We start from the raw sequence: 12,221 nt of genomic DNA on the forward strand, positions 1-12,221 counted from the left end.
AACGACGCTCGTTCATCCAGTATCGCCCGGGTTTGCTCCCGTAACTCAATCGTTTATTCCCGCAACAGGATCCAGCGCGATTTTATTCCCGTAACGACACTCGTTATTCCCGTATCGTCCGGGTTTGCTCCCGTAACTCAATCGTTTATTCCCGCAACAGGATCCAGCGCGATTTTATTCCCGTAACGACGCTCGTTATTCCCGTATCGCCCGGGTTTGCTCCCGTAACTCAATCGCTTATTCCCGCAACGGGATTACGCGGTTATTTATTACCGGGATTCGACACGTTATGATCGTTGCGCAAATTTCGATTCCCTCTTTTTCAGAACCAATAGATGCACAGCGAACATCACAGTTATAAGCCCCATCGAAACAATCCAACTCACGATTATTTTCGCCTCATCATTAATCGATGTAAAATTGAACGCTATCTGCGGCGCGAACAGTAAAACGGGAACCACAATGGCTATCCACTGATTTAACCAAACGGCCCCAACAACAAATATTAATGCACAAATAATCGCTATGACAATATTCATCTTCGGCGACGCTACATACAATGGTTCGATAAAAAACGTGCTTGAAAGAGCCACTACGATAAACAATAGCATGACAAACGTGACTGCGAAAAATGCCGTAAAAAATAATTTCTTACCGGTCCACTCCTTTTTCGCCATATTTCTAAACAATGCCCAGTAAATAATTAGCGATACCATCCCCACAGCCGGCACCCCGATTAGCTGGATGATATTCACTTCAAATGCACCGTTTATCGCACTGCCCATCACCGAATACGCCACAATAATTAGCCCAATAAACGGAACACACTTCAACCAAGCCGCATAATCATTCGTCATCTCTTTCTCCAACGACTCCATGTACGCTACCGGCGATCCTGCCGTAATACTCTCAACACTTTTCCCGCGACTTTCAAGTTCCGCAAGATGATCTTCCAGCTCCCCCGTAACCTCGACAATTTCCTGTTCATTTTTCCCCGATGTGAACAAATACAGCCGAACGTTTTTGACAAACTCATCACTTCTCTTTGATAGCTTCATGATGCTCCCCCTCCCTTTCCATCAGCAAATCAACGCCTGTTGAAAGCTCTTTCCAACGGGCTTTAAAACTTTCGAGCTCTGTTCTTCCTTCTGGAGTCAGCGAATAATACTTCCGTCTCGGTCCGTTCGGAGATGGACGCATCGCGGTCGATACGAACCCTTCTTTTTGCATCCGCAGAAGCACGGGATAGATGCTTCCCTCACTGACCATCGTTAATCCGAATGTCCCCAATCGCTCAATCATTTCGTACCCATACGTTTCCCCTTTGCTGATGACTGCAAGAAGGCAGCCTTCTAAAACTCCTTTTAACATCTGACTTGATGAAGCCATCCAGTTCCACCTCCACATCGCTATCTTGTAATACATACTAGCAGGCATAAATAAATATGTCTACTAGTTTGTATAACAAGATAGCCAACAAAAAAATCGACTCCAACCAGAGTCGATTTTCTACAATTATGCTTCTAAATGTTTCAATGCTTTCGCGACTTTCACTGTACGTTTCGCTTGGTGTTGAACCGCTGCTTTAATCGCTGCTTCATCATCGGCCATTTTGCCGTCTTGACCGACAGTTACACTTGTTCCATATGGATTTCCGCCAGCCGCATAAGCAACCGGATCTGTATATCCTGGTGCTGCTACAATCGCGCCCCAGTGGTACATCGTTGTATATAACGAAAGAATCGTTGCTTCTTGTCCTCCGTGTGGATTTTGTGCGGATGACATTGCGCTCACTGCTTTATTCGCAAGCTTGCCTTGTGCCCAAGATCCGCCTGTCGTATCCAAGAAGTTCTTCATTTGCCCAGGCATATTTCCGAAACGCGTCGGCACGCTAAAAATGATGGCGTCTGCCCACTCAAGATCTGCAGGCGTCACTTCCGGAACATCTTTCGTTGCTTCAACGTGCGCTTTCCAACCCGCATTTGAATCGATTGCAGCTTGTGGTGCTGTCTCAGGCGCTTTCAATACTCTTACTTCTGAACCCGCTTCACTCGCTGCTTCTTCTGCCCACTGTGCAAGTTGATAGTTTGTACCACCCGAACTGTAATAAACGATTGCTGTTTTTAAATTTGACAAATCATCCATCTCCTTTGTACTTGTGTTCCCGAATAGTCTATATAAGTAACCCATATTTATTCACCCACCAGAGGAATTTGATTTAGAACTGGCTTCGGTACCAATCCGCTGCGACAGCAACTTCGGAACCCGTTAACGTATGCCCGTTCATCTCCCAGTGTACCGTTGTCTTTGCGCCAGCACCTCTTAAAAGCTCATCCAATTCCTCGGATTCCGCAGCGGGACAAATCGGATCATTTTTCCCCGCGGCGATAAACACCGGAACCTCGGATAGATTCGGCATCTGAATCCCGCGTAACGGAACCATCGGATGATGCAAACTTGCGCCTTTTAACGAATCATCATAATGGAACAATAAACTTGCCGCGATATTGGCACCGTTCGAATAACCGAATGCTACGATATTCGAGCGATCAAAGCCGTGTTCACTTGCAGCTTTATCTAGAAAGTCATGAAGCTCCTTCGTGCGAAAAATCAAATCTTCCTCATCAAATACACCTTCCGAGAGACGACGGAAAAATCGCGGCATGCCATTTTCCGATACATTCCCACGCACACTCAATACTGAAGCTTCCGGATCAATCATCTCCGCAAGCGGCAATAAATCCTGTTCTGTCCCGCCTGTACCATGCAATAATAATAAAACTGGTTTCGACGCATCGCTACCTTGTTTAAAAATATGCTTCAAGTTTCATTCCTCCTTACAATTCTTTTCCCATATAGTTCAAAAAACAAACTATCTCGAATTCAAGGTAATGTTATCAAACCAGATTCACATTGTCAAAAAGGTTGTTTCATTCAAAATTGGAAAATCGCCAATATTGCCATGCGATAACCCCGGACATCCAAGCAAGACCCTTGCTCCTGCTTAAATGGATGGTTCGCCATTCGCTTCCTTCCCCGCGAGCGATATAAATTTCGTGATGAGGTGCTTGATCATGAAAACCTGTCATATCAAACGTGCCGTCGCGCCTGAAAACAGCCCGCACTTCATAATCGACAGTTGGCGCGGTAACGAGCGGATTGCCGACAGCATGCGTCAATAGAAAACCGACTTCTCCCGGTTGATGTTCGCTTTTTTCTAACACGATACCATCGCTTGAAGCGACTCCGTCTTCACGGACTCTTCCAGAACGGTCATAGGCAATCGTACGACCAATATCTTTCGTAAACGTCATTGATCGGTGATTAGGATAATCGAGATTCACATTGACACATGTACGATACTTTTCACTTTCTGGTTGAAAATCTCTGCCGTCGCCTTTAAAAACATGATTTTTCGACAACAAATTTGGATTGACAACAAACTCTTCAGTTAAAAATGTAGCATAGCGAAATTTCCAATAATCTACGTTTTTACGATGGTTCCTCTTTAAGACAGGGACTAATAAGAGCCTCGGCTTCGCAATTAATTTCGATACGGTATAACGCTCCATAGCTGGTTCTGAACTGGCTGAGGCTTGATTAAACCTCTCGAATACATTCGATAGAATCGATTTACTTCGGCTCATTCGCTCCTCAGATTTTTCTAGCGGCCGCTTCGAATGAATCCGATATGTATAGGGTTCATCTAACGAGAAGTCGCGGTCAATATAGCGATTCCCTTTCACCGTCTGCATATAAATGCCGTTCCGATAAATTTCATAGGTGTCGACATCTTTTATTTCCTCCCACGATAAAGCAATTTGCGACTTTGCGACGATGGTCGTCATCACAAGAAACTGGAGTGGATTTTCAGGATTTCGTTGTTCGGCAAATGCCGAAGTTTGCAGTGCGATGACATCTACAACTACATCATCGATAAGTCGTTCGATTGAATAATTGTACATTTTCGCGTGTTTAAAATTACCATCGCAAAACTCCGCGACAGTCCCTTCATAGAGGAGTTCCTCGTCTCTGTAAACTTGATAAATTCCACCGACATCCTTCCAAGTGAAGGAGATTAAGTCATGCTTATGTGTTACGGTTTCTACTTCGAAAAGGATATTATTGTCCATACAAAAAGCCACACTCCCTCTTAAAGGAAGTGTGGCGTATTTTAAAGTTTGCTATACGTCTTTACTTACATTTCAACGCCGGTCAACGCAAGCGTGATGCGACCTTTGATATTTCGTGTCGTTTCTTCTATATTTTCACCATTTGTAATTGCTGAAATGATCGCGACTCCCGATGCGCCGGCATGTATGACCTTGCTCGCTTTTCCCTCAGTGATCCCACCGATTCCCACGAGGCACAAGCCGGGAAGATGCGAGACGATCTCCTCGACAAGTTCCGTCCCTACTGCGGGTCCGGCATCCTCTTTAGAATCAGTGTCAAATAATGGACCGACGCCGACGTAATTCGCTCCTGCGTCTGATGCGGCTAATGCTTCATTTACCGAATTTGTTGAAACGCCGAGAATTTTGTCCTTGCCGATTTTCGAACGCACTTCTGAAACGACACCGTCATCTTGCCCGATATGAACGCCGTCTGCGCCGATTTCAAGCGCTAAATTAACATCGTCATTAACAATGAATGGCACCTTGTATTCTTCGCATAGCGCTTTACATTGTTCCGCAAGTTCTTTTAATTCGGCACCGACGCGCGCGCCTTCCCCTTTTTCTCGGAGTTGGAAAGCGGTGATACCGCCTTTTAACGCCCCTTCAAGTACTGCAAGCGGATCTCTTTCGCCTATGTTTGGTGTCCCCATTACAAAGTATAATTGTAGTTTGCTTTTATCCAATGATCGCAACCCCTTCTATAAGTTTCTCGTTTTTGATCCGATGGCCATACGCCCAATGATTTGTTGGCCCATGACCTCCGCCGATAGTTAGACCATCTTCAATTGCCGCATGGATAAAATGCTTTGCGGAAACGACCGCATCTTCTAGTTTTTCCCCATTCGCTAGAAACGCCGACAACGCGGCTGCGTAGGTGCATCCTGTTCCATGTGTGTCTTTAGTGTTTACCCAAGATGAGCGAACTGAAAACTTTGTGCCTACTTTCGACATAAACACATCTTCAGCAAAGGCTGCATCCTGACGATGGCCGCCCTTGATGACAACAGCCTTCGCGCCTAAGGCTAGTATATGCCCCGCTGCCGCTTCTATGTCTTTATCCGTTTTGATGGTCAATCCCGTTAAAACTTCAGCTTCCGGGATATTCGGTGTGACAACAGCCGCTAACGGTAGAAGGACAGACTTCAATGCCTCTACTGCCTCATCGTGGAGTAAGGAGGCCCCCCCTTTGGCAATCATGACTGGATCGACAACAAGGGGTATTCCAGTATCCCGTATCGAATCGGCAACTGCATGAATAATTTCAGCCGAAAATAACATGCCCGTTTTGATAGCTTTCACTGTAAAATCTTCTGTAACTGCTTTTATTTGCGCGGAAATAATCTTTGGTTCCATTGCTTGAATTGCTGTCACGCCGTGTGTGTTTTGCGCCGTGACCGCTGTTATTGCTGATGTGCCAAATACGCCGAGTTCTTGAAAAGTCTTGAGGTCCGCTTGAATTCCAGCGCCACCGCCACTATCCGAACCCGCTATTGTCATTGCTACATTCACCATATAGAAACACGCCCTTTATTAAGATAAAAGCCGCCCCTGAAAACGACAGGAAGCGGCAACCATGAAAATAAAAGGCGCGGATGCCCACTTTCCTCCGTCGGTATAATCCGAATCAGGTTCCAAGGGTCCGCGCATACTCGCACGTCTCAGCCTATAAAAGGCACCCCTAGTGGTTATCAAACTATTCAGCTTTGACTCAACTATAACACACTTAAACGGAAATCTGAAATGGACATCGTGAAATGTTTTCGACTTTTCGGTGAAATATTGGTGTTGGCGGGTTTTATATAACTACTTACTAATCCATCACAAAGACTTTGCCAGTATCGGGAATAACCATTATTGAAATTTTTTCTGACATTGAATTTACCCCTTCAAAAAAGTAAGCCCAGTTAGTTTCAAAAGGATTCCATTCATTGTCTGGCAGGAGCGGAACGTTATACGTTTCTTCAATCGTAATATCATGATTGTTAAGCACCTTTTCCTTCGCTTGATTAAATGTCAATTCTGGTAAAGAAAAATATACGCACAACAGAAATATAAAAACATAAGTAATGTACCCCAAAATCCGCCTTTTAGCCGAAACAGTTTTTCTAGTGTCTATATTATGTTTAGAAACAATAACGTAAGATACCAAGAATGAAATTAGCACACCAAAAGGCATGACATTGTTGTAAACTTGCCAATTAACTAATTCGAGTATTATATAAATAATTAGTGAAATGATGAGTCCAGGCATGTAATCCTTCAATAAATCTCCCCTATTCAACATTGATTATGAAATATATCTTCTGGTATTCGACCTCTAAATTTAAAAACCCTTTTTCACTTTTCGTATTTCTATGGTATAGTGAAAACAAATTGAATGATTTTGCCACTAGGGGTGTCCTTTACAAGGACTGAGATGCATATGGATATGCGGACTCTTATTACCTGATCTGGTTCATACCAGCGGAGGGAAGTGGGACTGCGTATTTTCACGAACTTAATTCAAAACCGCAGGCCGCTTCCCGACTATCAGGGAGCGGCTTTTTCATTTTTAAAAATGAGTGAAGGCGGGAACAGTTTATGAATCAAACCGAAAACCTCTTAACAAAACTACGTGCAGAGCAACCACTTATTCATTGCATCACGAATATCGTAGTCGCGAATTTCCAAGCAAACGGCTTACTAGCACTCGGCGCATCACCGGTGATGGCGGATGCAATCGAAGAAGCTGCGGAAATTGCGGCAGTGTCGTCTGCGACCGTATTAAATATCGGAACGTTAAAACGAGATACCGTTGAAGCCATCATTTTGGCTGGAAAAAGCGCTGTAAAACATGGTTCTCCCGTTGTACTTGACCCAGTTGGCGTAGGGGCTACTTCTTTCAGAAAAGAAAACGTCCAACGAATATTGAACGAAGTGGACGTCACGCTTATTCGTTGTAATGCAGGAGAACTTGCGGCGATCGCGGGGGTCGATTGGCAGGCAAAAGGAGTCGATGCGGGTGATGGCGATGCCGATATCGAAGAAATTGCAAAAGAGGTTGCGCGTAAACATAATTGCCTTGTTGCCGTTTCCGGAACTATCGATATAGTGACTGATGGCCATGAAATCATGAAAATAACAGGCGGACACCCGCTTATGACGCGCGTCACTGGCGTTGGATGCTTATTAAGCAGTGTCGTCGGAGCCTTTTTAGCAGTTGCCCATGAAAATCAAATGGAAGCCGCCGCTACTGCACTAACTTTTTATAAATGCGCTGGTGAAAAAGCCGCAAAACTTGCCGTTGGACCTGGCGATTTCGCCGTCCACTTCTTGAACGCGCTTTATTCAGAGGAGGCGTTTGAAGAATGAGTACAAGAAAACTAGCGATTATGACGATGTTTGTGGCGATAGCTGTCGCTGGATCAGCTTTTGTTTCATTCCCCGCGGGTATCGCGCGCGCTTACCCAATTCAACACGCAGTCAATGTGCTGGCGGCGATTATGCTTGGACCGATTCCTGCGCTTACGATTGCATTTGTGACGGGACTCGTTCGCTTGTTAACCGGGACAGGATCGCTTCTTGCATTTCCGGGCGGCATGATTGGCGCTTACCTGGCGGGCGTGATGTATAAACGATTTGGAAAGACCGCGTTTGCCGCGATTGGCGAAGTAATCGGGACTGGCTTCATCGCCCCGTTGTTTGCAGTTCCGTATGCGAAAATCTTGATGGGCACAACGGTAACGACTTTTTTCTTTGTACCGCCGTTTCTCATTTCCAGCTTTAGTGGAGCGGCATTAGGTTTACTTCTAGCTGCACGATTACAACATACAACAGTCGGGAAAAAACTTGGAACATTAGAGTGAACCCAAAAAGCCGCCCTGGCAATTGCTAAGGCGGCCATTGGTATTTTATTTTCCTATTAGTACTTCGTCCCAATCGACATTTACAAATTTTTATGCCGCGCAATCATCCCAAATCCGTTCTACAGAAACATCTTCAGCATGGAATTTTATACGATAGACATCGGGATTTGTGAGATTCGACCATTCTTCAAAACCAAACCGCTTATCAAAACACCTCAATAATAATGTCATCAGATTTCCATGTGTCACAATGACCGTGTGCGAATCATCTTTCAATTCTTTCACAACTTTATAGGCGCGCGTCATCGCTTCTATCGACGACTCGCCGCCTTTATATTTTAAATGGACATCCGAAAAACTATCCTCTAATTTTCCCATCCAATCTACTTCATTTTGCGAACTAAGCACGCGCTCAGTCAAATCGCTATTTTGCTCAATATACAATCCTTTTGATTCGGCAAGTGGTAATACCGTGCACCTTGCACGTACGAAAGGACTTGATATGATTCGATCTATTTGAATTTCATCAAAACATGATAACAGTTTCTCTGCTTGCACCTTACCTTCTGGCGTCAATTTCGCATGCGGCGACTGCCCCTCAGCCTCGCAGTGACGCACGAGATATAATACTTTTTCCATAATTAACACCCCACTCTACTTTCCCCCGGAAACCATTAACGGAAACATTTAATACTTTATTCATTCAAATAAAAAACAACGCCAATATTTCAGGACGCTGTTTTTATATTAAGTAAACGGATAGGCATGAACAATATTCCCCATACGCCCCGTTGTAGTTACTGCTTGCGACAAAGAATTCAATATCGCTTCTTCAGTAACTTCAGCGGCAGCAAGGAAAAGATCATTCATAATCGCCTGATCTTCTCTTAAATGCAAACTGCTTTCGACACTTTCCGAGGAAGAATGCTTTATTTTCTGAGCTGTCGAAAAAGCAATGACGATGTCTCCGCTTCCATTACTAAAATGACTGCCAGTCCTGCCGAGCCCGATTCCGCATCTTTTCGCGATTCTTCGCAACTGCCTGCTATCCACCGGCGCATCTGTAGCCAGTACAATCATGATAGATCCATCCGCTGATTTGGGATAGGCTGGAACTTCTTGTTGATTAGCCAATTTATACTTTTCAATCTGAAAATCTTCTTTCTCACCGAAATTACTGAGAACGAGACAACCAACTGTGTAGGTTTTTCCTGATGACTCATCTTTAACAGTTCTCGAAGAAGTACCGATACCACCTTTATAACCGAAGCAAATCATCCCTTTTCCAGCGCCAACCGCCCCTTCCAATGAAGAATTGTGCGTCGCTCCTTTAATGGCAGCTATCGCATCACTTGGTTTTACCGGAAGCGTCCGAATCGAATTCAATCGGCTGTCATTGCATTCCCCGACGACTATATTAATCGTTCCAGTCGTGTCACCAATTTCCGGGGTTTCTTCCAACATATATTGAAGCGTCCCTTGAGTCACCGAAGGTACTCCAAATGTATTTGTTAACATAATCGGCGATTCAATAAGACCTAATTCTTCTATTTGAACAAGCCCCGTTGTTTTTCCAAAACCATTCAGAATATAAGTCGCGCCGACTACTTTATTTTCAAATAAATTATCTCCGTGCGGCAAAATGGCTGTCACGCCCGTCGCAGCATATTCATTCCCGTTCAACGGTTTATCAATCGTGACATGCCCGACCTTTACACCTTCTACATCCGTAATACAGTTTTTCATTCCAACAGATAGCCGCCCAATCGTTATTCCTCGGTTTCGAACTTTCTTCGGTTCATTCATCATTATCCACTCCGATTAACTGTGTTTTGTCAATTATACCAATAACAAACAAAAAAACTCAGCAATATCACTATTGCTGAGTTTTCTCTATTTATAATCACTTATTCATCTGCGCAAGAAAATCGGCCAGTGGATCGATTTCTTCTTCAACTGCTATTGGCTCGCTCTTTGTAACCTGGGTCCAGTCAAAGTTATCTAAATCATCATCACCGATATCGTTATAATCATTTGTTTCCGGTTCGACGGTCGCCGCTGTTTCTTCTTGTAGATACAAGGCATCATCCACTTCCAGTGCATTACTGTTAATCGATGCAAAAAGAGCTGCCGTACGATTCGGATCTGACAAGAGCTGATAAACAATGCTTCCGAGAAGCGCTTCGGAATGTTCGTGCTTTAACCAATCACGTTGCGCTTTTGATAACCCTTTTGGCAACGGAATGACGATGGCTTCTCGGTGTTTCAACAGAGAATCATTCACACCATCAGTTACAAACTCTGCAATTTTACTGGAGAAGTTTCTTCTTTCGACATCTTTCAGCTTCTGCAGTTGTCGTAATGTGTGATCAGATGTATCGGATGGGATACGAAACGTAATGGGTTGACCCCTTTTTAATCCTTTTTCACTCACGCACAATCACCCTATTTTGTTTTAGCTGTTGCTTTTTCTTCTGCCTTCGGTTGTGCTTTCGGTTCTTCTTTTTGATTCTTTTTAGCAAAATCTGTAATCAGTTTGTAATAAGCATTCGCCATCATCCAAACGCTTTCTTTTTCATCTTCAAAGAAATCGATGTTATAACCATCCAAGCTATTATTCAACGTTTTCAGGTAATCTTTAAGAACGATTGACCCTCCGCCAATGAAATAGCAAATTTCAGTTTGAGAATTTCTTGCCCATGTATTACGTAAATGACGATATTGCTTCTTCGCTAAATCCAAGAGAATCCGGTCCACGATATCATGCACGTTTGTCCGGCTACCTCTCACCATGATATGGTTGCGGTCATTTTTGCGCGTAAGGATATCCACGACATCCATCCGGCTATCTAATTCAACTTCATGTCTAGCATAGATTTCTTCGCGAATCGCATCAAGTGACTCTGATACGCCCAAGTTAAAGCCTTGCGCTTTATCATCATCAACTTTACGGTTTTTAATGACTGCCACATCCGTTGAAAGACCACCGATATCTTGAATCAAAATTTGTTTGTCAATCAATTCTTTATTGATGACATTCAAGTCATTGTCCATAACAAGGTTAATAAATGCCGCAAACCCTTCCGGATAAACTTTAACTTCATCAAATTTGATATTTACTTTAATACCTTGATATTTAGGTGTCACTAAAAACTCTACTTGGTGAACTGATCCAAGCAATTGGGAACGATAACCAACGTCTTTCCCTTCCTTAACTTCTCTTAGCGGAAGACCTGTCCCTAAAGTGTAAGTTGCTTCGATGACATTATCTTTGCGCTTGAAAACTTCACTGTTCTCTTCATTAGCCGCATCCAATGCCAGTGCCGCAAATAACATGACTAGCGTTTGATCTTCTTCAGATTTGTTGCTCCCTGGATCAAGTTCAGTAGAATTGCCGCTTTTCGCAGCTAAATTCCCGACACGGTAAATCGAGTTGTTATCTCTTAATGCAGGGGAGTGCAAACGAATATGAATACCATCAATCGATTCTTGTTTGTCAAGCTCTTCAATTCCGATAACCGGACGATCTTCGATATCCTGTGCAATAACATTCGGGATATTAAGTTCTGCTTCTAATTTTCCAAAAATACCTTTTAGCGAATCATTTCCAACGTCAATTGCTGCAATGCGTGATTTTGTCAAAATAAAACATCCTCTCTATTAACATAGATTACTATATAAACTTTATCGAACTTCTACCTTCAGGTCAATGCCTAGCAAACATTTAACACACAACTGTAACGTGTACACTTTAACGTATACACGTTTACGAATATGTACACATCGTGTCACTAAGGCATGTGTACTTGTTTGTATACTTGTACACTTTATTGTTTACAATTGTATACACTTTTGTGTACTTGTAACTATTTTTGTATACATCGAAAAAAGGAGCTGCAGAGAACATTTCAGATCCCCTCTTCTCCCTCTTTTTTTGCGCAAATAAAAAGCCGGCCTTCAAAAGGTACCGACTTCTTGGAATACTCCGTATAATTAATAATTATTTTTTGAAATTAATTTTGCAAAAATGAGTGATTTTTGATGCAGATTTCGTATTTTATTTATGAATATCCTCAAAATTGACCTCTCAGCAGCCATCCTGAACCTAATCAACGGTAAAAGTAGACATAGACTATGCAAATCCCCTATAATTGCTTATATTGGCTACTGTGGCTTGTAGAAGAATAGGGACAAAGCTGAC

14 protein-coding genes and 2 riboswitches are annotated in these 12,221 nt (G+C 43.2%); of the genes, 2 read left to right on the forward strand and 12 right to left on the reverse strand.

Annotation, left to right across the window (positions count from 1 at the left end; genetic code table 11):
- Positions 1-287: 287 nt before the first annotated feature.
- From JSQ81_RS11185 to JSQ81_RS11220, 8 genes are all read right to left on the reverse strand, one after another.
- Positions 288-1,058: an HAAS domain-containing protein gene (locus JSQ81_RS11185; RefSeq protein ID WP_212604149.1), complete on the reverse strand. Its 771-nt coding sequence runs from the start codon at positions 1,056-1,058 to the stop codon at positions 288-290.
- Positions 1,036-1,389, reverse strand: a complete 354-nt coding sequence (locus JSQ81_RS11190; RefSeq protein WP_212604150.1) for a PadR family transcriptional regulator — start codon at positions 1,387-1,389, stop codon at positions 1,036-1,038. The genes JSQ81_RS11185 and JSQ81_RS11190 overlap by 23 nt, the downstream gene beginning before the upstream one ends.
- Before the next feature lie 126 nt (positions 1,390-1,515).
- Positions 1,516-2,190, reverse strand: a complete 675-nt coding sequence (wrbA, locus tag JSQ81_RS11195) for an NAD(P)H:quinone oxidoreductase (RefSeq protein WP_212604151.1) — start codon at positions 2,188-2,190, stop codon at positions 1,516-1,518.
- Positions 2,191-2,218: 28 nt separating this feature from the next.
- Positions 2,219-2,824: an alpha/beta hydrolase gene (locus JSQ81_RS11200; RefSeq protein WP_212604152.1), complete on the reverse strand. Its 606-nt coding sequence runs from the start codon at positions 2,822-2,824 to the stop codon at positions 2,219-2,221.
- Between the two features lie 106 nt (positions 2,825-2,930).
- Positions 2,931-4,133 carry a DUF3238 domain-containing protein gene (locus tag JSQ81_RS11205; RefSeq protein WP_212604153.1) on the reverse strand — a complete coding sequence of 401 codons (1,203 nt, stop codon included), beginning with the start codon at positions 4,131-4,133 and terminating at the stop codon, positions 2,931-2,933.
- 65 nt (positions 4,134-4,198) lie between these two features.
- Positions 4,199-4,858 carry a thiamine phosphate synthase gene (thiE, locus tag JSQ81_RS11210; RefSeq protein ID WP_212604154.1) on the reverse strand — a complete coding sequence of 220 codons (660 nt, stop codon included), beginning with the start codon at positions 4,856-4,858 and terminating at the stop codon, positions 4,199-4,201.
- A complete protein-coding gene (thiD, locus tag JSQ81_RS11215) occupies positions 4,851-5,687 on the reverse strand; it encodes a bifunctional hydroxymethylpyrimidine kinase/phosphomethylpyrimidine kinase (RefSeq protein WP_212604155.1) in 837 nt (278 codons plus the stop codon). The genes thiE and thiD overlap by 8 nt, the downstream gene beginning before the upstream one ends.
- 72 nt (positions 5,688-5,759) lie before the next feature.
- Positions 5,760-5,865: riboswitch (TPP riboswitch) on the reverse strand.
- A 120-nt stretch (positions 5,866-5,985) separates the two neighbouring features.
- Positions 5,986-6,438: a hypothetical protein gene (locus tag JSQ81_RS11220; protein ID WP_212604156.1), complete on the reverse strand. Its 453-nt coding sequence runs from the start codon at positions 6,436-6,438 to the stop codon at positions 5,986-5,988.
- 118 nt (positions 6,439-6,556) lie between these two features.
- A riboswitch (TPP riboswitch) is annotated at positions 6,557-6,664 on the forward strand.
- Positions 6,665-6,755: 91 nt separating this feature from the next.
- Here JSQ81_RS11220 and thiM point away from each other — a divergent pair.
- On the forward strand, positions 6,756-7,526 hold the full coding sequence (gene thiM / locus JSQ81_RS11225) for a hydroxyethylthiazole kinase (protein ID WP_212604157.1): 771 nt from the start codon (positions 6,756-6,758) through the stop codon (positions 7,524-7,526).
- A complete protein-coding gene (gene thiW, locus JSQ81_RS11230) occupies positions 7,523-8,020 on the forward strand; it encodes an energy coupling factor transporter S component ThiW (RefSeq protein WP_212604158.1) in 498 nt (165 codons plus the stop codon). The genes thiM and thiW overlap by 4 nt, the downstream gene beginning before the upstream one ends.
- A gap of 90 nt (positions 8,021-8,110) precedes the next feature.
- On the opposite strand, the gene JSQ81_RS11235 is transcribed toward thiW, so the two are convergent.
- From JSQ81_RS11235 to JSQ81_RS11250, 4 genes are all read right to left on the reverse strand, one after another.
- A complete protein-coding gene (locus JSQ81_RS11235; protein WP_212604159.1) occupies positions 8,111-8,659 on the reverse strand; it encodes a histidine phosphatase family protein in 549 nt (182 codons plus the stop codon).
- Positions 8,660-8,767: 108 nt separating this feature from the next.
- The gene (locus JSQ81_RS11240; RefSeq protein ID WP_212604160.1) at positions 8,768-9,826 is read right to left on the reverse strand and encodes a P1 family peptidase; all 1,059 of its coding nucleotides are present in this window, start codon (positions 9,824-9,826) and stop codon (positions 8,768-8,770) included.
- A 97-nt stretch (positions 9,827-9,923) separates the two neighbouring features.
- Positions 9,924-10,454: a hypothetical protein gene (locus JSQ81_RS11245; RefSeq protein ID WP_212604161.1), complete on the reverse strand. Its 531-nt coding sequence runs from the start codon at positions 10,452-10,454 to the stop codon at positions 9,924-9,926.
- 11 nt (positions 10,455-10,465) lie between these two features.
- The gene (locus JSQ81_RS11250) at positions 10,466-11,662 is read right to left on the reverse strand and encodes a ParM/StbA family protein (protein WP_212604162.1); all 1,197 of its coding nucleotides are present in this window, start codon (positions 11,660-11,662) and stop codon (positions 10,466-10,468) included.
- Positions 11,663-12,221: the final 559 nt, after the last annotated feature.

Source organism: Sporosarcina sp. Marseille-Q4063, from assembly GCF_018309085.1.
GTDB lineage: Bacteria > Bacillota > Bacilli > Bacillales_A > Planococcaceae > Sporosarcina.